This window comes from Actinacidiphila acidipaludis, assembly GCF_019890725.1.
Classification (GTDB): Bacteria; Actinomycetota; Actinomycetes; order Streptomycetales; family Streptomycetaceae; genus Actinacidiphila; species Actinacidiphila acidipaludis.
On sequence record NZ_JAINZZ010000011.1, the window covers coordinates 113,259 to 138,685 of the forward strand.

Here is a 25,427-nt window from a genome sequence, read left to right on the forward strand (position 1 = left end):
GTGCGCCCCGCCTTCCCGCCTCCCCCGCCGGCCGCGCCCCCGCTGCTGGTGGTCGCGCACGGCTCCCGGGACCCGCGGCACGCGGCGACCGTGCACGAGCTGACCCGGCGGGTGGCGGGCGCCCGGCCGGGGCTGCGGGTGGAGACGGCCTTCCTGGACTTCACCGCGCCCTCGGTCCCGCAGGCGCTGCGCCGCCTCGCCGCCGACGGGGTCCGGGACGCGGTGGCCCTGCCCCTGCTACTGACACGGGCGTTCCATGCCAAGTCCGACATTCCCGCCGTACTGCGCGAGGTGACGGCCGAGTTGCCCGCGCTGCGCATCACGACCGCCGACGTCCTGGGCCCCGCCCCGCTGCTGACCGCCGCCCTCGAGCGGCGGCTGCGCGAGGCCGGGCTGCGCGACCGCGACCGCGCCGCCACCGGCGTCGTGCTGGCCGCCGCGGGGTCCACCGACCCCGAGGCGCGGGCGGTGATCGCCGGCGTCGCCCGCCGCTGGCAGCGCACCGGGTGGCGGGCGGTTCGTCCCGCTTTCGCCTCCGCCGCGTTGCCCCGGACGGAGGACGTTGTGCGGCAGCTCAGAGATGAGGGCGTAAGGTCGGTCGCGGTCGCACCGTACGTCATCGCGCCCGGCTTCCTGCCGGACCGCATCGTGCGCGGCTCCCGGGAAGCCGGGGCGGACGTGCTTGCTCCCGTACTCGGGGCGGCACCGGAGCTGGTGGAGCTGCTGCTGCGCCGCTACGACGAAGCACGCCTGCCGGTCGGCAACCAGATAGTTGCCTGAGGGCAACCATGTGGCGGTCTCGTCGGTCGAACGACTGAGGCTTCCGGAGCCTTGAGACCTGGAGGACGACACCGGAAACGGCGGATGCATGACCCAGACCGAGGAGATATTCCAACCCGGCGGGACAGGAGACGGAGGCGATAGCAAGGCCGACTCGGGGGGTACGGCGGCACCGGCACGCAAGGCGCCGCTGCCGAGGGCGACACCGGTCACGGTGACGCCGGCTCAACGGCCGGGGGTCCGCAAGGACCGGCTGGCCGCGCTGGACGGGCTGCGTTTCGCGGCCGCCATGGCGGTGGTGCTGTTCCACTTCATGGGCCAGACCAAGTGGTCGATGATCGGTATCTGGGGCCGGCCGTACGAGGAGACCTTCCCGTCCGTCCACCGGTACTTCGCCTTCGGGCGTCTGGGCGTCGAGCTGTTCTTCCTGATCAGCGGGTTCGTCATCTGCATGAGCGCGTGGGGCCGCACGCCACGGGACTTCTTCATCTCCCGGGTGACCCGGCTCTATCCCATGTACTGGGTGGCGATCGTGCTGTCCGCGGCGGTGATCTACTTCACCGACAGCCCGTTCGGGCACCCCAATCCGCGGCTGCTCTTCGCGAACTTCACGATGATGCAGCGGCCGCTGGGCGTGGACAACCTCGACCCGGTGTACTGGACGCTCTGGCCCGAGCTGTGCTTCTACCTGATGTTCTCGGTGGTGGTGTGGAAGGGCCTGAGCTACCGGCGGGTGGTGATCTTCTGCGGCGTGTGGACGGTCGCGGCGGTCATCGCCCCGAGCGCCGGCCTGCCGCTGCTCACGCTGATCGTCAACCCCACGTCGGCGCCGTACTTCATCGCGGGCATGGCGTTCTACCTGATGTACCGCTACCGGTCGACGCCGTTGCTGTGGGGCATCGTCGGCATGTCGTGGCTGCTGGCGCTGCACTTCCTGCTCGCGCCGAGCGGCGGCACCAACAACTGGGGCACCTGGTCGCCGTGGCGGGGATGGCTGATCCTGGTCATCACCCTGTTCTACGCGGCGGTCGCGGCGATCGCGCTGGGCTGGACCCGCTGGATCCGCTGGCGGTTGCTGACCACGGCGGGCACGCTGACGTTTCCGCTGTACCTGCTGCACGACGTGACGGGGATGACGTTCGCCCACTACTACGGGGACCGGATGGACCCGCGGCTGCTGGTCGCGGTCTCCGTGGCGGTGCTGGTGGCGCTGTCGTACCTGGTGCACCGGTTCGCCGAGCGGCCGATCGCGCTGGCCATGCGGCGGTCCCTGAACACCGCGGCGTTCAGCCTGCAACCCCCCACACCGCGCCGCTGACCTGCGGCGCGAGCCCGCCCCGCGGTTTCCCGGCGGCTCTCCGGCGGTGATCACTGTAAGGGCCATCCTTCCTTCGGGGGTGGGGTTCTCCCCACCCCTGAGGGGGAGAACGCCCACCGGGAAGTCACCAGTTGGCCGGATGGGTCGTACCGCCCCCGCCCCATAGCGTCGTGAGTGGCAAGAGCGGCAGTCGCCGCCACCACCACGATCCTTACAAGGGGGCACCCCGTGAGTCGCGTACGCGCGCACGGCAGCAGGATGGGCATCGCGGCGGCGATGGGCAGCTGGAGCGCCCGGCACCGCTGGGCGGCGGTGGGCGGATGGCTGCTGCTCGTCGTCCTGGTCATGGTCATCGGCCAGGCGGCCGGCCGCTCCGACGTCGACGAGGACCGCTCGATGCCGGGCGAGGTCTCGCAGGCCGCCACCATCAACGACAACGCCGGACTGGCGGACACGGCCGGCGAAATGGTCCTGGTCCAGGCCCGTCACACCGGCACCACGGCGGACGACCCCGCCTTCCGGGCCGCGGTCGCCGACGTGGTGAGCGCGGTGAAGGCCACCGGCAAGGTCACCGCCGTCACGTCGCCGTACACCACCAAAGCGGTCTCCGCCGACCACCGCTCGGCGCTCGTGCGGTTCGACATGACCGGACCGAAGGACGACGCCGCCGACCAGGTGCAGCCGGTGCTCGACGCGGTCGCCGGGGTCCAGAACCGGCACCAGGACCTGAGGATCGCCGAGTTCGGCGACGCCAGCGGCAACAAGGCCGTCAACAACGCCTTCGGCTCGGACTTCAAGACCGCCGAGTACTCGGCCGTGCCGGTGGCGCTGGGCATCCTGCTCATCGCGTTCGGCGCGCTGGTCGCCGCGCTGCTGCCGGTGGTGCTGGCCATGACCGCGTTCCTCGGCGCGACCGGCGTGGTCGCCCTGGTCAGCCACTCGGTGCCGATGAGCGACACCGCCAACTCCGTGATGCTGCTGGTGGGCCTGGCCGTCGGCGTCGACTACTGCCTGTTCTACCTGCGCCGGGAACGCGAGGAACGCGCGGCCGGACACGACCCGGCGACCGCCCTGCGGATCGCGGCCGCGACCTCCGGCCGGGCGATCCTGATCTCCGGCATCACCGTGATCGTGGCGATGGCCGGCATGCTCTTCACCGGCATCGGCGACTTCGAGGCCATGGGCGTCGCGACCATGATCGTGGTCGCGATCGCGATGATCGGCTCGGTCACCGTGCTGCCCGCCCTGCTGTCGCTGCTCGGCGAGCGGGTCGAGAAGGGCCGCCTGCCGTTCCTGAACCGCGGTGCGAAGACCGCGTCCGGCGGCGCCCGGAGCGGCGCCGGCAGCAGCCGCTTCTGGCGGACCGTGCTCCGGCCGGTGCTGCGCAACCCCAGGGCGGCGACCGTCCTGGCCGGCGGTGCGCTGGTGGCGATCGCGATCCCCGCGTTCGGCATGCACACCGCGAACCTGTCCATGGACCAGGAGCTCGGCGACCACCTGCCGATCATCCAGACCTACGAGGCGATCAACACCGCGTTCCCCGGCGGCCCGGACCCCGCGCACGTCGTCCTCAAGGCCGACGACATCACCGCGCCCGCGGTCACCAGGGCCATCGCCGGCTTCCGCGCCGAGGCCGTCTCCTCCGGGGCCAGCCGGGGCCCGGTCACCGTGACCGTGCACGCGGCGCAGAACGTCGCGCAGATCGACGTGCCGCTGGCGGGCGGCACGGACCGCGCCCAGGCCGAGGCCGACCTGCGGCTGCTGCGGGACCACGTCCGGCCCGACACCCTCGGCAAGGTCAGCGGGCTGCAGGCCCCGATCACCGGTGAGACCGCCGGGTCGATGGACTTCAACCACAAGATCACCAGCAGCGTGCCGCCGGTCTTCGCCTTCGTGACCGTCTTCGCCTTCCTGCTGATGCTGCTGTCCTTCCGGTCGCTGACCATCGCCGTGACCTCGATCGCGCTGAACCTGCTCTCGGTGGGCGCCGCCTACGGCGTGCTGACCATGGTCTTCCAGCACGGCTGGGGCGCCTCGCTGGTCGGCGCCACGGGCACCGGAGCCGTGGTGGCCTGGCTGCCGCTGTTCCTCTTCGTGATCCTGTTCGGCCTGAGCATGGACTACCACGTGTTCGTGGTCTCCCGGATCCGCGAGGCCCGGATGCGCGGCCTGAGCACCAAGGCCGCCATCGAGCAGGGCATCACCTCCACCGCGGGCGTGGTGACCAGCGCGGCGGTGATCATGGTGGCGGTGTTCGCGATCTTCGGGACGCTGTCGATGCAGAGCATGAAGCAGATGGGCGTCGGCCTGGCCTTCGCGGTGCTGATCGACGCCACCGTCATCCGCGGAGTGCTGCTGCCGGCCGTGATGAGCCTGCTCGGCGACCGCAACTGGTACCTGCCGCGCTGGATGCACCGGCTGCCCGACCTCACCCACGACGAGCCGGTCGTGGCGGCCGCCCCGGTCGCCGGCGGGCACCCGGCGCCGCCCGCGCCGCCGGTTCCGGTCGCGCCGACGGCCCCCGGCCGCTACTGACCCCGACACGGCCGCGGCCGCCCGCCCCCAGGAGCGGGACCGGCCGCGGCCAGGGCACAGCGCCCCCGTACCCGTCGGGTACGGGGGCGCTGTCGGTGCCCGCTAGTACGGTGGAGAACATGACCGCAAGGGACAGTGCAAGTGCCGTGGCGGCGCCGGCCCCCGGCGAGGTGGAACAGCACCTGGAGGAGTACCGCGTCGAGCTGACCGGGTACTGCTACCGGATGCTCGGCTCGGTCTTCGAGGCCGAGGACGCCGTGCAGGAGACCCTGGTCCGCGCCTGGCGGGCGGCCGACCGCTTCGAGGGACGGTCGTCGCTGCGCTCCTGGCTGTACCGGATCGCCACCAATGTGTGCCTGGACAGCCTCAACGCGGGCAAGCGCCGGGCCCGGCCGATGGACCTGTCCCCCGCGTCGCACGCCGACGCGGTGCTGCCGGACATGACGCCGGAGTCGATGTGGGTCGAGCCGGTGCCGGACATCCGCGCCGTCCCGTCCTCGGGCGACCCGGCCGACGTGGTGGTGTCCCGCGAGACCATCCGGCTGGCGTTCGTGGCCGCCCTGCAGCACCTGCCGCCGCGGCAGCGGGCGGTGCTGATCCTGCGCGAGGTGCTGGCGTGGAAGGCCAGCGAGACCGCCGAGCTGCTCGGCACCACCGTCGCCTCGGTCAACAGCGCCCTGCAGCGCGCCCGCGCCACGCTCGCCGACGCCGGTGTGGCCGCCGACTCCGCGCCGGCGGCGCCCATGGACGGCGATCAGGAGGCGCTGCTCGCCCGTTACGTCGACGCGTTCGAGCGCTACGACCTGGACTCGCTGACCAGCCTGCTGCACGAGGACGCCACGCTGAACATGCCCCCGTTCCCGCTCTGGCTGCGGGGCCACGAGGACATACGCGCCTGGTTCCTGGGCACCGGCATCGGCTGCAGGGGATCGCGGCTGCTGCCGGTCACCGCCAACGGCGCACCGGGGTTCGGCCAGTACCGGCCCGATCCCGGCGGCGGCCACCGCGCCTGGGCGCTCCAGGTGCTGGACATCACCGACGGCCGGATCACCGGGCTGACCTCATTCCTCGACACCCCGCGGCTCTTCCCCCTCTTCGGCCTCCCACTCGAACTCCCCGCCTAGCCCGGCCAGTTCCACCAGCGCCCGCAGATCCGCCGAGGCACCGCACAGCCGCACCCGGTGACCGGTGCGGCGCGCCGCCAGCCGCAGCCGGGCCAGCGCCGCGACCGCGCCGAGCCCGGCCAGGGGCTCGCCCTCCGGCGGCGCACCGGCCGCCGGCAGCCCGCTGACGTCCACGACGACCAGGTCGTCACCGGAGTCCGGGGTGGACGGTTCCCGCGTGCCACCGGCCGCCGCCACAGTGCTCCTCCTCGCCGCCGGCCCCCGGACGAAGGCCCCTGTCATACCGACCGTGCGGGCCGCCGTAACTCATCGGGGTCCGGGCGTTTCCGGCCGGTCGTCCTGCTGATCCGCGCGGAAAAGCGGGAAACCCGGCGCAACTGCGGGGCGTGACGGTGCGAGACTTGCACGTGTCCGAACGAATGGCCGTTGACCGCGGCATATGCGAACGGACCGACGAACCGGCAGGCGGACGGACATTCGAGAGGCTGGGCATGGCGGACGCGGTGTTCACGCAGGAACGGGCGCGGGCGGTACTGGACGCGGCGGGCCACCCCGACGCCGAGCTGATCTCCTTCGGCGAGAACGCGGTGTACGCCGCCGGGCGCCTGGTCATCAAGGTCGGCCGCAGTGCCGAGCTGGTGGACCGTGCCCGCCGCGAGGTGCGCACCGCGGACTGGCTCGCCAAGCACGACGTGCCCGCGGTGCGGTCGGCCGAGTCCGAGGTCAGGCTGGTCGAGGGGCACCCCGTCTCCTACTGGCAGCGCCTCCCCGAGGCGCTGCGGCCCGCGGAACCCGCCGACGTCGCCCCGCTGCTGCGCCGCGTCCACGCGCTGCCGGAACCCGACTTCGGGCTCCCGCGGCGGGATCTGCTGGGCGGGGTGGAACGCTGGCTGCGGCTGGCCGGCGACGCCATCGACCCGGCCGACGCGGCGTATCTGCGCAAACGGCGTGACGGCTTCGCCGCGTCCGCGGCCGCTCTGGAGCCGCATCTGCCGCCCGGCCCGATCCACGGCGACGCACTCCCCCGCAACGTGCACATCGGCCCCGACGGGCCCGTCCTCGTCGACCTGGAGACGTTCTCCTCGGACCTGCGGGAGCACGACCTGGTCGTCCAGACCCTCAGCCGTGACCGCTACGGAGTCCCCGCCGCCGCCTACGACGCCTTCACCGCCGCGTACGGCTGGGACGTCGCCACCTGGCCCGGCTGCGACGTGCTGCGCGGCGCCCGCGAGACCGCGAGCTGCGCCTGGGTCGCCCAGCACGCGCCCGCCAACCCGGCCGCCCTCACGGAGTTCCGCCGCCGTGTCGCCTCGTTGCGCGCGGCCGACGCCACGGTCCGCTGGTACCCGTTCTGACAGATGTCCGCCGTGCCGCGTCCGGGCCGATCGGCCGCGCGGGGCGGGGAGCCGGGCGTCAGCCCGCGACGGGCGCGGAGGCGCGGAGGGGCCAGGCGGTGTCCACGGCGGTGTCGGTCGCCCCCTTCTTGCGGAGCCAGGCGGCGAAGTCCTCGGCCCACGCGGCGTACCAGCCGGCCTGCCGCGACTGGAGGTCGGCGAGGTCGGCCTCGGCCAGCTCCGGGAAACGCAGCGCCAGCGCGCGGGCCACCCGGACCGCGGCGAGCGCGTCCACACCCGCGTCGTGGGCGCCGTCCAGGGCGACCCCGTAGACCTGGCAGGCGGCCTGGAGCGTCCGCTTGCCGCGCCGGAACCTGTCCAGCGCCCGGTCCAGCACGAGCGGATCGACGACCGGCCCCGGTGACGCCCCCGCGGGCACCAGCGGCGGCAGCGCGTACCGCTTCAACTCCTCATCCAGAAGGGTGAGATCGAAGGGCGCGTTGTAGACGACGACGGGGACGCCCCGCGCCCAGTGCCCGCGCACCGCGTCCGCGACCTCCGCGACCACTTCCGGCGCCGGCCGCCCCTCGGCCGCCGCCCGTTGCGTGCTGACGCCGTGTATGGCCGTGGTCTCCGCCGGGATCGGCACCCCCGGGTCGGCGAGCCAGGCCCGGTGCCGCACCGGCTCGCCGCTCTTCACCTCGGTGACCGCGGCGGTGACGATCCGCGCCTGGTGCGGATCCGTGCCGGTGGTCTCCAGGTCGAAGCCGACCAGCAGATCCTCATGCCATGCCATGGCGCGTCCTTCCACCCGATTTCCCCCGTGTGCCCTGCCATCATCCCGTGGGCCACTGACAGTCCCGCGCGCCGGGGGCGGGTGACGGCCGGGTCAGGACACCGGCCGCGAATCGGCCCAGATCCCCTCGAACTCCTCGCGGTAGACCTCGAAGAGGCCGCCCTCGGCGGGCCGTTCGCCCTCGACCACCCGGCGCGACCCGCCGCGCAGCACCATGACCGGGACCTCCATCCCGCGGGCGCGCCGCAGGTAGGTCTGCACGACCGCGAGACCGTCCCCGCTGTCGCCGTCCACGAGGTACGCGGTGAACCGCGGCGTCTCGTCGAACACCTGGATCTCGAACGCGCCCTGGTCCCGCACCCGGGCCCGCACCCGGCGCATGTGCATGATGTTCATCTCCACCGAGCGCCCCAGCTCACCGCGGCCGAGGCCCAGTTCGCGCTCGCGCCGGCGCACCGCGCTGCTGGCGGGGTTGAGGAACGCCAGCCGCACCCGGCAGCCGGACTCCGCCAGCCGCACCAGCCGCCGCCCGGAGTAGTTCTGCACCAGCAGGTTGAGGCCGATGCCGATGGCGTCCAGCCGCCGGGCGCCGGCGAACAGGTCCTCGACCGGGAGCTGCCGCTGCAGCCGGACCCGGTCGGGGTACACCCCGATGACGTCGGCGTACCGGTCGGCCACCAGGTGCTCGACCACGTCGACGGGCAGGCGCTGCGTCGCGTCGCGCGCGGCCCCGGCGCCGAGCAGTTCCAGCAGCCGTGCCGAGGCGCGTTCTGCCTGGTCCAGGACGGTCCGCGTCAGCGCCCGGTTGCGCGAGACGACGTGCCGGGCGACCTCCAGTTCGTCCAGCGCGAGTTCCAGTTCGCGCCGGTCGTCGAAGTACGGCTCGAAGCACGGCCAGTGCTGGACGACCAGCTCCCGGAGCTGGGGCAGCGTCAGAAAGCTCAGGACGTTGTCGTCGGCGGGGTCCAGCAGGAAGCCCTTGCGCCGGCTGACCTCACGGACGGCCACCGCGCGCTGCACCCACTCGCTGCCGGCCGGGCCGGCCGCGGCCACCACCCACTCCTCGCCGTGCACCGGCTCGTAGATCGGGCGCAGCACGGCGTTGACGACGGCCCGCAGGCGCTGCTCGACGAGGTTGAGCCACACATAGGCCCGCCCGGCCCGGCGTGCGCGGGTCCGCACCTCGGCCCAGGCGTCGGCACCCCAGTCCAGTTCCGCTCCGATCTCCAGCGGGGCGGCAAGGGTGACCGCGCCGCTCGGATTCTCGGCGCTGGCGTCGCCAGCGACGTGCCGGTCGCCCTGCTCACCGCCACCCGGGAGCATCAGACCTCCGGACGTCACCGTTCCACCGCCTCCCACCCCCGTCCACGATCAAGGAAGGGTACTGCGGTGCGAGGGGTGCCGCAGCCGTATCGACCCTACTTCACGACTACCGGAAAACCCCATCACCCTTGCGGTAGCAGCCTGTTGTGGCTAGGTCACCCTGAGGTGGGACCTGATGGGAGGATGCGGGTTGGCAACCCAACTGCCGGGCACGCGGAAGATGTCCCACGAGGTCCGGTTACGGAGTGGAAGAGTCACTACATGCAAGTCTGGCCGGGTCATTCGTATCCTCTCGGCGCCACGTTCGACGGCGCGGGCACCAACTTCGCCGTCTTCTCCGAGGTGGCGTCGCGGATCGAGCTGTGTCTGCTGCACGACGACGGGTCGGAGACCGCGGTCGAACTGCGGGAGGCCGACGCCTTCGTCCGCCACGCCTACCTGCCGGGGGTGATGCCGGGTCAGCGGTACGGGTTCCGGGTGCACGGCCCCTACGACCCCGCGCGCGGCCACCGCTGCAACTCCGCGAAGCTGCTCCTCGACCCCTACGCCAAGGCGATGAGCGGCAGCATCGACTGGGACGAGGCCGTCTACGGCTACCGCTTCGGGCACCCCGACTCGCGGAACGACCTGGACTCCGCCCCGCACACGATGACCTCGGTGGTGGTGAACCCGTACTTCGACTGGGCGGACGACCGGGCCCCGCGCATCGACTACCACCGGACGATCATCTACGAGGGCCACGTCAAGGGCCTGACGATGACCCATCCCGGGCTGCCGGAGGAGATCCGCGGCACCTACGCGGCACTCGCGCACCCGGCGGTGATCAGCCATCTGGTGGAACTCGGGGTGACCACCCTGGAACTGATGCCGGTCCACCAGTTCATCCAGGACCACCGGTTGTCGGACGCGGGACTCGCCAACTACTGGGGTTACAACACCATCGGATTCTTCGCGCCGCACAACGGCTACAGCTCGCTGGGCGACCGGGGCCAGCAGGTGCTGGAGTTCAAGACGGCGGTGCGGGCGCTGCACCGGGCGGGCATCGAGGTGATCCTCGACGTGGTCTACAACCACACCGCCGAGGGCAGCCACCTGGGCCCGACGCTGTCGCTGCGCGGCCTGGACAACGCCTCGTACTACCGGCTGAGCGGCGACAAGCGGTACTACACCGACACCACGGGCACCGGGAACAGCCTGCTCATGCGCAGCCCGCACGTGCTGCAGATGATCATGGACAGCCTGCGCTACTGGGTGACCGAGATGCACGTGGACGGTTTCCGGTTCGACCTCGCGGCCACGCTGGCCCGGCAGTTCCACGAGGTGGACCGGCTGTCGTCGTTCTTCGACCTGGTGCAGCAGGACCCGGTGGTCTCGCAGGTGAAGCTGATCGCCGAGCCGTGGGACGTCGGCGAGGGCGGCTACCAGGTGGGCAACTTCCCACCGCTGTGGACGGAGTGGAACGGCAAGTTCCGGGACACCGTGCGCGACCTGTGGCGCGGGGAGAGCGCGACGCTCGCCGAGTTCGCCTCCCGGCTGACCGGCTCCTCCGACCTCTACCAGGACGACGGCCGCCGCCCGCTGGCCTCCATCAACTTCGTGACCTGCCACGACGGCTTCACCCTGCGCGACATGGTGTCGTACAACGAGAAGCACAACGAGGCCAACGGCGAGCACAACCGCGACGGCGAGAGCCACAACCGGTCCTGGAACTGCGGCGCGGAGGGCGAGACCGAGGACCGCGGGGTGCAGACGCTGCGCGGCCGGCAGATGCGGAACTTCATCGCGACGCTGATGCTCTCGCAGGGCGTGCCGATGCTCAGCCACGGCGACGAGTTCGGCCGCACCCAGGGCGGCAACAACAACGCCTACTGCCAGGACAACGATCTGTCGTGGATCGCCTGGCCGGGCAAGCCCGGCACGTCGGAGGACGACGACGAGGCGCTGCGGCTGCACGACTTCGTGCGCTCGATGGTCTGGCTGCGCCGTGACCACCCGGTCTTCCGGCGCCGCCGGTTCTTCCACGGCCGCCCGGTCGAGGGCACGCACGACGAGCTCTCGGACATCGCGTGGTTCACCGCCGAGGGCCAGGAGATGACGCAGCGCGACTGGCAGGCGGCGCACGCCCGCTCCCTGGTGGTGTTCCTCAACGGCAACGCCATCTCGGAGCCGGGCCCGCGGGGCGAACGGGTGACCGACGACTCGTTCCTGCTGATGTTCAACGCCGCCCCTCGCGCCCAGGAGTTCGTCGTGCCGGTGAACCACGGCAAGGAGTGGCAGCTGGTGGTGGACACCGAGCGGCCGGAGAGCGTGGTGCCCGGGACCGGCGAACTGGTGGCCGCGGGCGACCGGCTGCTGCTGGCCGACCGGAGCATGGTGGTGCTGCAGCGGCCGGCGGACTGAGCGGGCCGGGGCCCGGAGGGCTGGGGTCCGGAGGGCTGGGCCGGCGGGTCCCGAGGGCTGGGCGGGGTCCGGGGTCCCGCCGGGGCGTCCGGCCCGTCCGGCGCGCCGCGGGGACCGAAATCCTCCGGGACGTTCGGTCCGTCCGACGCGCCATGGCCGCCGATCCGGGGTAGAGAAGACCCCATGAGCGGACACCCGGCGACGCCCGGCTCGACCTACCGGATACAGGTGCAGCCCGGCTTCACCTTCGCCGACACGGCGGGCGCGGTGCCGTATCTCGCGGCCCTCGGCGTCACCCATCTGCACCTGTCGCCGGTCCTGGAGGCCGTGCCCGGCTCCCGGCACGGCTACGACGTGGTGGACCACACCCGGGTGCGGGCCGCACTCGGCGGCGAGGAGGGCCTGCGGGAGCTCTCCAGAACGGCCGGGGAGCACGGCCTCGGGCTGATCGTGGACATCGTCCCCAACCACATGGCGCTCCCGGCCCCCGAGCACCTCAACGCCCCGCTGTGGGCCGTCCTGCGCGACGGCCCGTCCTCGCCGTACGCCCCGTGGTTCGACATCGACTGGGACGCGCTCGGCGGCAAGGTGCTGCTGCCGGTGCTGGGCGAGCCGGTGCCGGACGTCCTCGGCGACCTGTCGGTGATCACGGACAAGGCCGCGGGCGGCCGGGTCCTGCGCTACTACGACCACCGCTTCCCGCTGCGCCCCGGCACGGAGGAGCTGCCGCTGCCGGAACTGCTGGAAGCCCAGTGGTACCGGCTCGCCTACTGGCGCACGGCCCGCACCGACCTGAACTACCGCCGTTTCTTCACCATCTCCGACCTGATCGCGGTCCGGGTGGAACGGCCCGAGGTCTTCGACGCCACCCACGCCACGGTGCTGCGCCTGCTGCGCGACGACGTCGTCGACGGGCTGCGCATCGATCACCCGGACGGCCTCGCGGATCCCGCGGCCTACCTGCGGCGGCTGGCCGAGGCGGCCGGCGGGCGGTGGACGGTGGTGGAGAAGATCCTCCAGCGCGACGAGGAACTGCCGCCGGACTGGACGTGCGCCGGGACCACCGGGTACGACGCGCTGGACCGCATCGACGGGCTGTTCACCGACCCGGCGGGGGTCGCCGAACTGAGCGACTTCTACCGGGAGTTCACGGGTGTCCCGGACGACCGCGGCGGCCGGTGGGCGGCCACCGCGCGACGCGCCGCGTACCGGGTGGTGACGCACGACCTGGCCGCGGAGGTGGGGCGCCTGACGCGGGCGGGGTCGCGGGCGGTGGGGGGTTCCGAAGCGGCGGGCGACGAGGACGGCTCGGGCGGTGCCGCGGAGTCCGGGTCCGGGATCGGGTCCGGGGTGCTGGCGGACGCGATCCGCGAGACGCTGGTCCGCATCCCGGTCTACCGTCCGTACGTCGAGCCGGGCCGGCCGGCGTCGGACACCGATGTCGCACTGGTGGAGTCGGCCGTCGAGGCCGCCCGCGCGGAGTGCGCGCCCGCGCTGTCGGCGGCGCTGGACGCCGTGCGGGACCTGGCACTGGGCCGAACGGCTGAAGCCCTTGGGCTCTCGGGAGCCGCCGGGGAGGCGGCCACGGACTTCGCGGTGCGGTTCGCCCAGGTCGCGTCCGCGCTGCACGCGAAGTCGGTCGAGGACACCGGTTTCTACCGGTACGTGCCGCTGCTGTCGCTGTGCGAGGTGGGCCGCGACCCCGGCCGGCCGGCGACGACGCCCGAGGAGTTCCACGCGTACTGCGCCCGGATGCTGCGGGAGCGCCCGGCCACGGGGACCGTGCTGTCCACGCACGACACCAAGCGCAGCGCCGACGTGCGGCTGCGGCTGGCCGTGCTGTCGGAGCGGCCGGCGGCCTGGCGGGAGTGGCTCGCGGCCCGGGACGAGCGGGCGGAGCGGCTGGGGGCCCCGGCGGCGCCGGACCGGCACACCCAGTACACGGTCTTCCAGACCGCCGCCGGCCTCGGCTTCTGCACTCCGGAACGGCTGGTGCCCGCCGCGCTGAAGGCCGTCCGGGAGGCGGGCCTGCGCACGTCGTGGACCGAGGCGGACGAGGCGTACGAGAAGGCGGTCGCCGACTTCACGGACGAGGGGCCGTGCGGGGTGCAGGTGTACGACGTCGGGGAGTTCGTCCGGAGCCTGGAGCCGTATGCCGCGGCCAACAGCCTGGGGGCGGCCCTGCTGCACCTGACGATGCCGGGCGTCCCGGACGTCTACCAGGGCACGGAGTACCCGGTGTACACGCTGGTCGACCCGGACAACCGGGGGCCGCTGACCCGCCCGGAGCCGGGGACGACGCGGGTGGGCGTGGCACGGACCCTGCAGAGGCTGCTGGACGGGGCGGAGCCGCGCGGCTTCGACGAGGCCAAGCTCCATCTCACCGCGGTGGCGCTGCGCCTGCGGCGGGAGCACCCCGAGTGGTACGGGCCGTCCGCCGGGTACCGCCCGCTGACCGCGGAGGGGTCGGCCGCCGGCCACGTGGTCGCCTTCCTGCGCGGGGACGGAGCGGTGAGCGTGGTCACGCGGCTGTCCCGGCGGCTGGAGGAGACCGGGGGCTGGGGCGACACGGTGCTGCCGCTGCCGGCGGGCCGCTGGACCGACGCTCTCCGTTCCGGCGAGTTCGAGGGCACGGTCCCCCTCGCCACCCTTCTCTCCGCCGGGCCCGTCGCCCTCCTCACCCGCACATGACGCGTGCGTTTCGCCCGTCGGGTCCTCGGGGTGCCTTCCCGGGCGAAGCCCGGCGGACCCGGCACACCTGACGGGGCATGTCCGGTTTCCGGGTACGGGGCCGGTCCGCGAGGCATCGTCAACCGCGTCGTCGCCACCAGCGCTGCTTCGGTTCGTGTTCCCGGGGACGCGGTTCAGTCGCCTCGGGCGCGGACGAAGCCTTCATGGCGAGGTCGCGCAGGGCGGTGCGAAGGCGGTCGAAGGGAGCGATGGGATGGTGACCGTCGCCCGGCAGCAGCACCCCCGCGCAGATCAGCTTGAACGCGTCTCCGCCCCTGGGAATGCCGGTGAACACCGGTGCTCCGACGCACCGTTGAGGAACGACGCCGACCCAGTGGACGTCGCCCACCTTGTCACGCGTGATCTCCCCGACCGCGACGATGAGCTCCCGGGCGCCCGTCTCGGGATCGACGTCATGGCCGAGCAGATACGCCGCGGCAGGCTCCGCGCCGAGAGCGGCGATGTCCTCGCCCTTCGCTGCGATGCCATCGGTGATCTCATCCGTCGTCCAGCGCCACCCTTTCCGAGCGCCGTGCGCGTGCAGGCCGGTGGTGGACATCACCGCGACGCCGAGGCCGTCCAAGTGCGTCCACTCCTTCGAGAAGCCGACCATGAGCAGTTTCTCCGCGCTCATCGTGGGCTCGCACAGCTCGGGCCGGAGCGTAGCTCCAAGTTCGGTAGTCTCGGCCGTCGTGAGTCAGAGTGGTTCGCAGGCGGCGGCCTTCTTCCGGGACGTGCCCCGGACCGGGGTGGTGTGGTGGGTCCGGGATGACGAGGGGACTCCGGCTCCCCTCTCCGATGACGGCACGCGGAGTCTTCCGTTCTGGTCGACCGCGGCGCGTGCACAAAGGGCCGCGGACATCTGGGGACACGGCCTACGGGTTGAATCCATGGCCGTGGCCGTGTGGCGCGATCGCGAACTGCCCGACGCCGACCGGGAGGGGCTCCTGATCGGCATCAACTGGAGCGGGCCGCGCCTCGTCGGATGGAGCTTCACCCCGACGGAAGTCCTCAACCGGCTGGCAGCGGCGGGCACAGCCGCACGATCGGGCTGACACCCGGCCGCATCCTCCCTGGCAGCCGGGGACGGCTATGGCACGGTTCAAGTCGCAGGCCGGACTCCGTCCAGCGGTACGAGATGGACGAGGGGCACCCCTGAACTGCCCCTGCGGCCCCGATTACTGCCAGGGGGCGGGGAGGAAGCGATCCCCGCAGGAATGTGCATCCGCCCGACCAGCCAATTCGTAGGAACCCGCCATGCACAGTCCGAGGAGACGCTTCCGGACTGCCCCCGACAAATGGACGAACGGCAAGCGATAACAGGGGCGCGGGGTCCCCCAGGCTCCGCCCGCAAGCTGCCCCCAGCGCGAGCAACAACAACGGCGCCGCACACGGCAGACAAGCCCCCGGGGCACCCCCGGAACCCGGAGCCGGGCGGACCTCAGGCGGAGCCGCCACCCCGGCCGATCAGAAAGCCGAAGCCACCAGCAACTCCACGAACTCCCGTGCCGCCCCAGCGAGATCCCCCCGCGAGAACGCGAAAAGCGGCCGCCGCCAAGCCGGATCGACCCCCACCGCCGCGCACTCGAAAGGAATCGCGTAGGCCGGCGCGGCCACCACCCCCACCCCTGCCGCAGCCATCCGCACCGCCGTGGACGTGTGCTCCGTCCGCACCGCCGTCCGCGGCACGAACCCGGCCTGCTCGCACGCCAGGTCGATGAAGGGCCGACCGTCGACGACGGGCTCCATCGCACAGCGGACCCAGTCCCGCCCGGCCAGCTCGGCCAGCGCGATCCGCCCGCGTACGGGCGGCCCGGCACCCGCCCGGGCCCGCGGCACCCCGCCATCACCCCGGCCCATCCCCACGCCGGCCGGCACCGACGCCGACACCGGCAACCGCACCGGCTCCGGCACCGGCACTGAAACCGGCAGCACCGCGGCCAGCGGATCGTCCGGGGGAAGAACGACAAGCACCTCCTCCTCCCCGATCTCCCGCAGCACCCACTCCCCGGCCGAGCGCCCAGCGGGCCGGTGGCCGACCGCCAGGTCCGCGACCCCCCGCTCCATCCCGTCCACCAGGTCCGCGCCCCGCGCGTACTCGTGCAGGACCAGTTCGACGCCCGGATGCCCCCGCCGCCACGCCGCGAAGACCGGCGGCAAAAGGCCGGACGCCACCGCGTGCACCGCGGCGACGTGCAGTTCCCCGCCCTCCGCCCCGGCCGCGGCCCGCGCCGCCCGCTCGGCCTGGACGGCGCTGCGCACCGCCCGTTCGGCGTGCGGCAGGAACGCCCGGCCCATCGCCGTCAGCCGCACCCCGCGCGGCAGCCGCTCCACCAGGTCGCCCCCGACGTGCCGTTCCAGCGCCTTCAGCTGGTGCGACAGTGCGGACTGCGTGACGTGCAGGGTCTCCGCGGCCCGGGTGAACGACCCCGACTCGACGACCGTGAGGAAGTACTCCATCTGCCGCAGGCTCATGGGCGTCACCCTAAGCGCGGGCACCCCGCCGGTCCATGACCGTTCTTCATCGAACCCAGCACATCTTGGCCTTGGACTCATGGCGGGCCCCCGTCCGAGACTGCCCTCATGGACGTGACCCCGGACCGGACAGCCAGTCGACCCCCGCACCGCACCCAGAGCCCCACCCCCGTCGGGGAAACCGACGTCATCGTGATCGGCGGCGGCACCGGCGGCTACAGCACCGCCCTGCGAGCCGCCGCCCTCGGCCTGGACGTCGTGCTGTTCGAGCGCGACCTGGTCGGCGGCACCTGCCTGCACCGCGGCTGCATCCCCAGCAAGGCCATGCTGCACGCCGCCGAGCTGGTCGACGGCGTCGCCGAGGCCCGCGACCGCTGGGGCGTCAAGGCCACCGTCGACGGCATCGACTGGGCCGCGCTGACCGGCACCCGGGACGACATCGTCGCGCGCAACCACCGCGGAGTGGAGGCCCATCTGGCGCGCGCCGGCGTGCGGGTGGTGCGCGCCTCGGCCCGTCTCACCGGCCCCCGTACGGTCACCGCGGAGCCGGCCGGCGCCCGAACCGCCATGACGCGGGGGCCCGCCGGCGCGGCCGAGGACGCTCCGGCCTACCGCGCCCGCCGCGCCCTCGTCCTGGCCACCGGCTCCCGCCCGCGCCTGCTCCCCGGTCTCGTACCGGACGGCCACCGGATCGTGACGAGCGACGACGCGCTCTTCGCCCCCGGCCTGCCCGAGTCCGTGCTGGTACTGGGCGGCGGCGCCATCGGCGTCGAGTACGCGTCCCTGCACCGCTCGATGGGCGCGCGGGTGGTGCTGGTGGAGGCCGCCGACCGGCTGCTGCCACTGGAGGACGCGGACGTCTCCCGTCACCTGGCGCGGGCACTGCGCAAACGCGGCGTCGAGGTGCTGACCGGCGCGCTCCTGACCGGCGCCGAGACCCGTGACGACGGTGTACGGGCGGTGGTGCGCACCGCCCGCGGCGAGGATCTCGACCTCGGCGTGGAGCGGCTGCTGGTGGCGGTGGGCAGGACGCCGGTGACCGACGGCCTGGACCTGGCGGCGGCCGGGCTGACCACGGACGGGCGCGGGTACGTGCCGCCCGCCGACTGGGCGCGGCTGGAGACCGCGGTGCCGGGCGTGCACGTGGTCGGGGACCTGCTGCCGCCGCCGTCGCCCGGGCTGGCGCACGCCTCCTTCGCCGAGGGCCTGCTGGTCGCGGAGCTCCTGGCCGGCGGCTCACCTCGGCCGGTGGACTATGCGGCGGTGCCGCGGGTGACGTACTCGAGTCCGCAGACCGCGGCGGTGGGGCTGACCGAGCGGCAGGCGCGGGACCGCGGTGCGGACGTGGTGGTGAACTCGATGCCGATGACCGCGGTGGCCAAGGGGATGGTGCACGGACAGGGCGGCATGGTGAAGGTGGTGGCCGAACGGCACGGCCCGGTGCTGGGCGTGCACCTGGTCGGCCCGAACGTGTCGGAGATGATCGCCGAGGGCCAGCTGATCGTGGGCTGGGACGCGGAGGCCGCCGACGTGGCGCAGCACGTCCATCCGCACCCGACCCTGTCGGAGGCCGTCGGGGAGGACTTCCTGACGCTGGGCGGGCGCGCCCTGCACCAGGTATGAGGACGCCGGGTCCCGGCGCAACCCGTCCCCGGCCCGCGGCCCCCGGCCGCACCGGGGCCCGTCCGGCAGCCGCGAGCCCGGCCACTCCGCCGGAAATCCGCTGGACCCCCGGGACCGGCCCGGCTAGGGTCGCGGCACGCCCATGGGACCGGAGAGGAGGCGAGAGCGATGACGATCGACCTGCCGCGCTCCCGCCCGTCCGCCGGGCGTCCCTGACCTCCACGGGAGCGCACGTCTTCCGAGGATTCAGGAACTCTCAATGTCCGATCTGCACATCCGCCCGCTCCTCGCCGGCGAGTCCGCCCTGTTCACCTCGCTGCCCGACGCCGGCCTGGTCGGCCGTCCGCTGCTGGGGCAGCCCTTCGCCACCGTGGACGAGGGCGGCGAATACCGCCCCGAGTGGTCCTGGGTCGCGCTGCGCGACGGCGCCGTGGTGGCCCGCGCCGCCTGGTGGGGCAAGGAGAGCGACACCCGGCCGATGGCCCTGGACTGGCTGGACTTCGCCCCGGGCGAGCAGGCCGCCGCGGCCGAACTGCTGCGCGCCGCACCGCTGCACGCCGAGTACGACCTGATGCTGCCCACCGGCTGGCGCGACGACCCGGCGGTCCGCGCCGAGGCGGAGGGCCGGATGGCCGCCGCCGAGCAGGGCGGTCTTCGCCGCCTCGTCGAGCGCTACCGCTACACGTGGACGGCGGAGCGTGATCCGCTGCCGCCGCGCACGGGACGGCTGGAGTACCGGCCGGAACCGGACGACACGGCGTTCCGCGCGGTGATGGCCCGCATCATGGAGAGCACGCTGGACGCCCACGACCGCCGCATGCTCGACGACCAGGGTCTGGAGGCCGCGCTGGACGAGAGCCTGGGGTTCCTGGAGTGGCTGCCCTCGCCGAAGGACTGGCGGCGGATCGCCCACGCTCCGGACGGCGGGATCGCCGGCCTGCACGTCCCGGCGGAGAACCCCGGCGGGCCCTGCGTCGGCTTCATCGCGGTGGTCCCGGAGTACCGGGGCCGCGGCTACGCCTACGACCTGCTGGCGGAGTGCACCAACGACCTGGCCGACCGCGGGGCCACCCGCATCGCGGCCGCGACCGACCAGGGGAACTTCCCGATGGCCGCCGCGTTCGCCAAAGCGGGCTATCCGGTGACACAGGAGCGTGTGAACTTCGTCTGAAACACCGGGTGTCCGGGCATGGATGTGGTCGGGAGCGAGTCAACCGGAGCTGACGGGAGCCGTGTGTGCTGTTCGAGGTGTGGGCGCCGGACGCCCAGCAGGTGGAGATCCTGATCGACGACCGCACGCACCGCCTCGGCCCTGACCCGTCACGGACGGGGTGGTGGCGGGCGGATCTGCCGGCCGGGGACGGCACGAGGTACGCGTACGTGCTCGACGGCGGTCCGCCGCTGCCCGATCCGCGCTCGCGGCGGCAGCCGGACGGCCCCGACGGGGCGTCCGCGGTGGTCGACCACGACGCCCACGCGTGGTCGGTGCCGTGGCCGGGCCGGGGGCTGTCCGGCGCGGTGCTGTACGAGCTGCACATCGGCACGTTCACCCCCGAGGGCACCTTCGACGCGGCGATCGAACGGCTGCCGCACCTGGCCCGCCTGGGCGTCACACACATCGAGCTGATGCCGGTGTGCCCGTTCCCCGGCACCAACGGGTGGGGCTACGAAGGCGTGTCGCTGTGGTCGGTGCACGAACCGTACGGCGGCCCCGAGGCGATGAAGCGCTTTGTCGACGCGGCGCACGGGCACTGCCTGGGCGTCGTGCTCGACGTGGTGCACAACCACCTCGGCCCCTCGGGCAACCATCTCCCGCCGTTCGGCCCGTACTTCACCGACCGGCACCACACGCCGTGGGGCGACGCGGTGAACCTCGACGCGCCCGGCTCCGACGAGGTGCGGGAGTTCCTCATCGGCAGCGCGCTGGCGTGGCTGCGGGACTACCGGCTGGACGGGCTGCGGCTGGACGCGGTGCACGCGCTGGTCGACACCCGTGCGCTGCACTTCCTGGAGGAGCTGTCGACGGCGGTGGACGGCCTGTCGGCGGCGCTGGGCCGTCCGCTCTTCCTGATCGCCGAGTCCGATCTGAACGACCCGCGGACCACGACGTCCCGGGAGGCCGGCGGCCTGGGTCTGCACGCGCAGTGGAACGACGACTTCCACCACGCGCTGCACACCGCGGTCACCGGTGAGGCGCAGGGCTACTACGCCGACTTCGCCGCGGCCGGTCCCGCCGGTCTCGCCAAGGTGCTGACCCACGGCTTCTTCCACGACGGGAGCTGGTCGTCGTTCCGCGGCCGCCACCACGGGCGTCCGCTGGACCCGGCGGCGACGTCCGGCGGGCGGCTGCTGGGCTACGCGCAGACGCACGACCAGATCGGCAACCGGGCCACCGGGGACCGGCTGACGGCGGAGCGGCTCGGCGCCGCGGCCGCGCTCGTGCTCACCGCGCCCTTCACCCCGATGCTGTTCATGGGCGAGGAGTGGGGGGCCACGACGCCCTGGCAGTTCTTCACCGACCACGGCGACCCGGAACTGGCGGCGGCCATCACCCGGGGCAGGCGCCGGGAGTTCGCCCAGCACGGCTGGTCCGAGGACGAGGTGCCCGACCCGCAGGCCCCGGCCACCCGCAACCGCTCGGTGCTGGACTGGGCCGAGCCGGACAAGCCGGAGCACCGCGAACTGCTGGAGTGGTACCGGTCGCTGATCGCGCTGCGCCGGGCCGAACCGGCGCTGGCCGAAGGGCCGCTGGACGAGGTGGCCGCGACCGCCGGGGGGCGCACCCTGCGGGTGGCCCGCGGCCCGTTCCGCATCCTGGTCAACTTCTCCGACACCCCCGCGCGGGTGCCGCTGAACGCGCCGTGCGAGGTCCTGCTGGCCCGTCCCGCGTGCACGCCGGCGCCGGGCCCGGCCGTCCAGTTGCCGCCGCGCGGGGCCGCGGTCCTGCGGGTCCGCGACGAGGGCGGGGACGCTACGGTGAACGGGTGACCACGACCGAGGACCGCGAACCGCTCGCCGACTGCGTGCTGTGCGGGGAGCAGACGGAGTACCCCGCCACCACCAAGGGCGCCACGCTGTGCCCGGTGTGCGAGTGGCAGGAGGCCCAGCGGACGGCCTGCTCGGGCTGAGGGCTGAGCGCGGCGCCTGACCGGGGCGCCGGCGGTGGTGCGCCGGCGCGGTGCGTCCCGTGCGACGCGCCCGTGCGGCACGCCGGAGCGATCCGGGACGGCCGCCCGGTCAGCTGCTGAGCAGCCGCGCCCGGCTGGCCTCCACGTCGAACGTGCCCGGCGGGTACTGCGGGTCGATCAGCTCCAGGTGCTCCAGCAGCAGCTTGCTGATCGCCCAGTTGCGGTACCACTTGCGGTCGGCGGGCACCACGTGCCAGGGCGCGGCCTCGGTCGAGCACCGTTCCAGCACCGTCTGGTACGCCTCCTGGTAGGCGGGCCACATCGCGCGCTCCTCGATGTCGCCGACGGTGAACTTCCAGTGCTTGGACGGCCGGTCCAGCCGCGCCAGCAGCCGCTCGCGCTGTTCGTCGTAGCCGATGTGCAGGAACACCTTGAGCACGGTGCAGCCCTCCTCGGCCAGGGACCGCTCGAACCGGTTGATGGCGTCGTAGCGGCGGCGCCAGGTGGCCCGCGGCACCAGGTCGTGGACGCGGACGATCAGCACGTCCTCGTAGTGCGAGCGGTCGAAGACGCCGATCTCGCCGGCAGCCGGCAGCGCCTTGCGGACCCGCCACAGGAACGGGTGCGCCCGCTCCTCCGCTGTGGGGGTCTTGAAGGCGGTGACGCGCACGCCGGTGGGGTTCAGGCCGGTGGCGACGTGCTTGATGGTGCCGCCCTTGCCTGAGGTATCCATGCCCTGGAGCACCACCAGCAGGCGGCGCGGGTCGCCGGCGGTGCTCTGGGCGAACAGCCGCTCCTGCAGTTCGGCGAGACGCAGCCGCATGGCATCGGTCTCGATGCGGGCCTGGTCCTTGCCGGCGGGCCCGCCCGGGGTGCCGGACGGGTCGATCGCGGTCAGGTCGACCGGGCCGCTGCCGGGCGCCACGCGCAGCCGGGAGCGCAGATCCCCGTCGCGGCCCGGGTCGCCGTCCGTGCCGCCGGCCGGGCGGTGACCGTGGCCGCCGCCCGGACGATCATCATGAGCGTTCCCCTCGCCGCGGGCCGCACCGTGACCGCCACCCTTGCCGGGGTCCTTCTCGCGGCCCGTGCGGTGGTGCTTCTCCTTGCCGCCGTGCTTCGCCATGCCCCGATCCTGCGCCGGATCGGGGCCGGGCGCCAGCGTCGTCCGCCGCCGCCGGTACCGCGTCTCAGCGGTCGGCCGAGCCGTCCTGCCCCGCGTCGTGCGCGGGCTCCCGGCCGGCGTCCCGCGCGCTCTCGTCCCCGGCGTCGCGGGCGAGCGCGGTGAGCCGGGAGATGGCCCGGAAGTACTTCTTGCGGTAGCCGCCGGCCAGCATGTCCTCGGTGAACAGCCGGTCGAACGACACGCCGGAGGCCATCACCGGTATCTCGCGGTCGTAGAGGCGGTCGGCCAGGACCACCAGGCGCAGCGCGGTGGCCTGGTCGGTGATCGGCTCGACGCCGCGCAGGAACAGCGCCCGCACGCCGTCGCACAGCGCGCCGTAGCGGCTGGGGTGGACGGCGGCCAGGTGCGCGGTGAGCGTCCCGAAGTCGTCCAGGGCCGCGCCCGGGGTGCGGTGGGCGGCCTCCGTCACCTCGTCGTCACCGGCCGGGCGGGGGGCGGCGGGCAGGCCGCGGTGCCGGTAGTCCTCGCCGTCGATCCGCAGCGAGGCGAACCGGGCGGACAGGCCCTGTATCTCGCGCATGAAGTCGGCGGCCGCGAACCGGCCCTCGCCGAGCTTGCCGGGGAGGGTGTTGGACGTCGCGGCGAGCCGGACGCCGGCGTCGGCGAGCCGGCCGAGCAGCGTGGAGACCAGGACGGTGTCACCGGGGTCGTCGAGCTCGAACTCGTCGATGCAGACCAGGCGGTGGCCGCTGAGCGCGGTGACGGCCTGCTGGAAGCCCAGGGCGCCGACGAGGTTGGTCAGCTCCACGAAGGTGCCGAACGCCTTCTGCTCGCGCGGCGCAGGGGTGGCGTGCCAGACGCTGGCCAGCAGGTGGGTCTTGCCGACTCCGTAGCCGCCGTCGAGGTACACACCGGTCGGGCCCTGCGGTGCCGGCGGCTCCCGCCGGAACCAGCGCCGGCGCTCCCCGGCGGTGCCTCCGGCACGGGTGCCGGTCTGCTCGGCGAAGGCCCGCAGCCGGCGGACGGCCTCGGCCTGGCTGGGCTGCCGCTCGTCGGGGACGTAGGTGTCGAAGCGGACGGAGTCGAAGCGCGGCGGCGGCACCATGTCGGCCACCAGCCGGGCGGTGTCCACCTTCGGCGTGCGGGCGCTCAGGGCCTCCGGCCCGGTGGTGGGGACGGCGTCGGTCGCGGTGAGGGAGGAGGACACGACTCCCCATGGTAGTGCGGGCGCGCCACCGCCTTGGCCCAGTGTGGCGCAGCCCACGCCGCCGCTCCGTGCCACACTGCGCGGCATGCAACGGCTGTTTCCCGCACCCGGCCGGGGTGACGACGCGCAGGTGTTCACCGAGGGGCTGAGCACGCCCCTGGAGCTCGCGGACGTGTACGCGTACCCGCCGCGGGCGGCCGGGCCGTATCTGCGCGCGAACATGGTGGCCAGTCTGGACGGCGCCGCTCGCGCGGAGGGCCGCTCGGCGCCGCTGTCCTCGGACGCCGACATGCGGATCTTCGGCACGCTGCGGGCGCTGGCCGACGTGGTGCTGGTGGGCGCCGAGACCGTGCGGCAGGAGGGCTACCGCCCGGCGAGGGCCCGGGCGGCGTTCGCGGCCCGGCGGGCCGCCGACGGCCAGCAGCCGGCCGCGGTCATCGCCGTCATCAGCCGCAGCCTGGAGCTGGACCTCACGGCCCCGCTCTTCACCGGCCCGCTGGTCCCCACCCTGGTGCTGACCGGGGCCGGTGCGAAGGACGAGGACGTCGCGGCCGTCCACGCGGCCGGTGCGCGGGTGGTGGTCGCCGGCGAGGGCGACGGGGTGGACCCGGCCCGTGCGGTGCGGGAGCTGACCGCCCTGGGCCTGACGCGGATGCTGCACGAGGGCGGCCCCCGGGTGCTGGCCCAGTTCGCGGCGGCCGACGTGATCGACGAGCTGTGCCTGACCCTGGCCCCGCTGCTGGCCGGCGGTGAGGCGCCGCGGATCATGAACGGGCCCGGCGTCGTCCCGCTGTCCCGTTTCGCGCCGCTGTCGGTGCTGGAGGAGGACGGCTTCCTGTTCACCCGCTACGTCCGCGCCTAGCGGACGTCAACGGCGCCGCGGAAACCCCCGGAACTCACCAAAAAAGCGGATTCTTCTGTTCCGCTTCGCGTCGCGAGGGAACACTTACCCCGGTGCCCTGTGAGGATTCGGGGCAGGCCTCACGTGTAGACGCCGCACGAGTAGACAAGGACGCCTCCGTGTTCACGACCGTACTCATGATCGAGAAGCCGCTCGCCCCTGCCGACATCGAGCTGGTCACCACGCTCCACGGCGACGAGCAGGTCTCCTTCGTCGTGCTGATGCAGCCCCGCGGCGACCAGGACCGGCTGCTGCGCGCGGTGGACGACGTGGCGCTCGGCTACCTGGACGACGCCGCGCACGAGGGCGAGGTGCCCGAGGGCCAGGAGGCCCTGCCGCCGGCCGAGCGGGCGCTGGCGTACTCGCTGGACGCGCTGCGCGCCACCGGCGCGGACGCGGTGGGCGAGCTGGTCGAGCGGCACCCGCTGGACCTGCTGAAGACGGTCGTCGAGCGGACCGGCGCCGACGAGGTGATCGTGCTGACCGCGCCGCACTTCGTCGAGGAGTTCTTCCACCGCGACTGGACCTCGCGCGCCCGGCACAAGGTGGGCGTGCCGGTGCTGAAGCTCTTCGCGCAGCACGAACCGGAGGGGCACGAGGCCGAGGGCGACAAGCACCCCGGGTGATGGT

21 protein-coding genes are annotated in these 25,427 nt (G+C 73.5%); 14 read left to right on the plus strand and 7 right to left on the minus strand.

Annotated elements, in window-relative coordinates; translation table 11 throughout:
- The 4 genes from K7862_RS12680 (at position 1) to K7862_RS12695 (ending at position 5,757) form a co-directional block, all read left to right on the plus strand.
- Positions 1 to 780, plus strand: coding sequence for a sirohydrochlorin chelatase (locus K7862_RS12680; RefSeq protein WP_222962617.1), 780 nt, complete (start codon positions 1 to 3; stop codon positions 778 to 780).
- A 214-nt stretch (positions 781 to 994) separates the two neighbouring features.
- The gene (locus K7862_RS12685; protein ID WP_308011949.1) at positions 995 to 2,098 is read left to right on the plus strand and encodes an acyltransferase family protein; all 1,104 of its coding nucleotides are present in this window, start codon (positions 995 to 997) and stop codon (positions 2,096 to 2,098) included.
- A 258-nt stretch (positions 2,099 to 2,356) separates the two neighbouring features.
- Positions 2,357 to 4,633, plus strand: coding sequence for an MMPL family transporter (locus tag K7862_RS12690; RefSeq protein ID WP_222962654.1), 2,277 nt, complete (start codon positions 2,357 to 2,359; stop codon positions 4,631 to 4,633).
- Between the two features lie 119 nt (positions 4,634 to 4,752).
- On the plus strand, positions 4,753 to 5,757 hold the full coding sequence (locus K7862_RS12695) for a sigma-70 family RNA polymerase sigma factor (RefSeq protein ID WP_222962619.1): 1,005 nt from the start codon (positions 4,753 to 4,755) through the stop codon (positions 5,755 to 5,757).
- On the opposite strand, the gene K7862_RS12700 is transcribed toward K7862_RS12695, so the two are convergent.
- Positions 5,695 to 5,994 (minus strand): hypothetical protein, encoded by a 300-nt coding sequence (locus K7862_RS12700; protein WP_308011950.1) that lies wholly within the window; start codon positions 5,992 to 5,994, stop codon positions 5,695 to 5,697. The two genes, K7862_RS12695 and K7862_RS12700, sit on opposite strands and share 63 nt — an antisense overlap.
- Before the next feature lie 254 nt (positions 5,995 to 6,248).
- Here K7862_RS12700 and K7862_RS12705 point away from each other — a divergent pair, with 254 nt between their 5' ends.
- A complete protein-coding gene (locus K7862_RS12705) occupies positions 6,249 to 7,112 on the plus strand; it encodes an aminoglycoside phosphotransferase family protein (protein ID WP_222962620.1) in 864 nt (287 codons plus the stop codon).
- A 58-nt stretch (positions 7,113 to 7,170) separates the two neighbouring features.
- Here K7862_RS12705 and K7862_RS12710 read toward each other — a convergent pair whose 3' ends face one another.
- Positions 7,171 to 7,887, minus strand: coding sequence for a 3'-5' exonuclease (locus K7862_RS12710; protein WP_222962621.1), 717 nt, complete (start codon positions 7,885 to 7,887; stop codon positions 7,171 to 7,173).
- Between the two features lie 93 nt (positions 7,888 to 7,980).
- Complete coding sequence (locus tag K7862_RS12715) at positions 7,981 to 9,228, minus strand: DUF5919 domain-containing protein (protein WP_308011951.1); 1,248 nt, start codon at positions 9,226 to 9,228, stop codon at positions 7,981 to 7,983.
- Between the two features lie 243 nt (positions 9,229 to 9,471).
- Between K7862_RS12715 and glgX the strand changes: the two genes are divergently transcribed.
- Positions 9,472 to 11,610, plus strand: coding sequence for a glycogen debranching protein GlgX (gene glgX / locus K7862_RS12720; RefSeq protein ID WP_222962622.1), 2,139 nt, complete (start codon positions 9,472 to 9,474; stop codon positions 11,608 to 11,610).
- Positions 11,611 to 11,793: 183 nt separating this feature from the next.
- Positions 11,794 to 14,301, plus strand: a complete 2,508-nt coding sequence (gene treY / locus K7862_RS12725; protein WP_222962623.1) for a malto-oligosyltrehalose synthase — start codon at positions 11,794 to 11,796, stop codon at positions 14,299 to 14,301.
- 118 nt (positions 14,302 to 14,419) lie between these two features.
- Here the strand turns inward: treY and K7862_RS12730 are convergent, their stop codons facing one another.
- Positions 14,420 to 14,974, minus strand: a complete 555-nt coding sequence (locus K7862_RS12730) for a hypothetical protein (RefSeq protein WP_222962624.1) — start codon at positions 14,972 to 14,974, stop codon at positions 14,420 to 14,422.
- Between K7862_RS12730 and K7862_RS12735 the strand changes: the two genes are divergently transcribed.
- The gene (locus K7862_RS12735; protein ID WP_262413027.1) at positions 14,952 to 15,395 is read left to right on the plus strand and encodes a DUF2750 domain-containing protein; all 444 of its coding nucleotides are present in this window, start codon (positions 14,952 to 14,954) and stop codon (positions 15,393 to 15,395) included. The genes K7862_RS12730 and K7862_RS12735 overlap by 23 nt on opposite strands.
- Before the next feature lie 412 nt (positions 15,396 to 15,807).
- On the opposite strand, the gene K7862_RS37500 is transcribed toward K7862_RS12735, so the two are convergent.
- The gene (locus K7862_RS37500; RefSeq protein ID WP_262413028.1) at positions 15,808 to 16,815 is read right to left on the minus strand and encodes a LysR family transcriptional regulator; all 1,008 of its coding nucleotides are present in this window, start codon (positions 16,813 to 16,815) and stop codon (positions 15,808 to 15,810) included.
- Positions 16,816 to 16,923: 108 nt separating this feature from the next.
- Between K7862_RS37500 and K7862_RS12750 the strand changes: the two genes are divergently transcribed.
- The 4 genes from K7862_RS12750 (at position 16,924) to K7862_RS12765 (ending at position 21,566) form a co-directional block, all read left to right on the plus strand.
- Positions 16,924 to 18,438: an FAD-dependent oxidoreductase gene (locus tag K7862_RS12750; RefSeq protein WP_222962625.1), complete on the plus strand. Its 1,515-nt coding sequence runs from the start codon at positions 16,924 to 16,926 to the stop codon at positions 18,436 to 18,438.
- A 259-nt stretch (positions 18,439 to 18,697) separates the two neighbouring features.
- A complete protein-coding gene (locus K7862_RS12755; RefSeq protein ID WP_222962626.1) occupies positions 18,698 to 19,609 on the plus strand; it encodes a GNAT family N-acetyltransferase in 912 nt (303 codons plus the stop codon).
- 65 nt (positions 19,610 to 19,674) lie between these two features.
- The gene (treZ, locus tag K7862_RS12760) at positions 19,675 to 21,426 is read left to right on the plus strand and encodes a malto-oligosyltrehalose trehalohydrolase (RefSeq protein WP_222962627.1); all 1,752 of its coding nucleotides are present in this window, start codon (positions 19,675 to 19,677) and stop codon (positions 21,424 to 21,426) included.
- Entirely contained in the window at positions 21,423 to 21,566 is a 144-nt protein-coding gene (locus K7862_RS12765) for a hypothetical protein (RefSeq protein WP_222962628.1), read from the plus strand. Before treZ ends, K7862_RS12765 begins: the two co-directional genes overlap by 4 nt.
- Positions 21,567 to 21,675: 109 nt before the next feature.
- On the opposite strand, the gene K7862_RS12770 is transcribed toward K7862_RS12765, so the two are convergent.
- Together K7862_RS12770 and zapE are read right to left on the minus strand one after the other, a co-directional pair.
- Positions 21,676 to 22,689 carry a polyphosphate kinase 2 family protein gene (locus tag K7862_RS12770; RefSeq protein ID WP_222962629.1) on the minus strand — a complete coding sequence of 338 codons (1,014 nt, stop codon included), beginning with the start codon at positions 22,687 to 22,689 and terminating at the stop codon, positions 21,676 to 21,678.
- 64 nt (positions 22,690 to 22,753) lie between these two features.
- The gene (gene zapE / locus K7862_RS12775; RefSeq protein ID WP_372461563.1) at positions 22,754 to 23,896 is read right to left on the minus strand and encodes a cell division protein ZapE; all 1,143 of its coding nucleotides are present in this window, start codon (positions 23,894 to 23,896) and stop codon (positions 22,754 to 22,756) included.
- An 85-nt stretch (positions 23,897 to 23,981) separates the two neighbouring features.
- Between zapE and K7862_RS12780 the strand changes: the two genes are divergently transcribed.
- Both K7862_RS12780 and K7862_RS12785 read left to right on the plus strand, forming a co-directional pair.
- On the plus strand, positions 23,982 to 24,758 hold the full coding sequence (locus K7862_RS12780; RefSeq protein ID WP_222962631.1) for a pyrimidine reductase family protein: 777 nt from the start codon (positions 23,982 to 23,984) through the stop codon (positions 24,756 to 24,758).
- A 158-nt stretch (positions 24,759 to 24,916) separates the two neighbouring features.
- On the plus strand, positions 24,917 to 25,423 hold the full coding sequence (locus K7862_RS12785; protein ID WP_222962632.1) for an indole-3-glycerol phosphate synthase: 507 nt from the start codon (positions 24,917 to 24,919) through the stop codon (positions 25,421 to 25,423).
- The last annotated feature ends 4 nt before the right edge of the window (positions 25,424 to 25,427 follow it).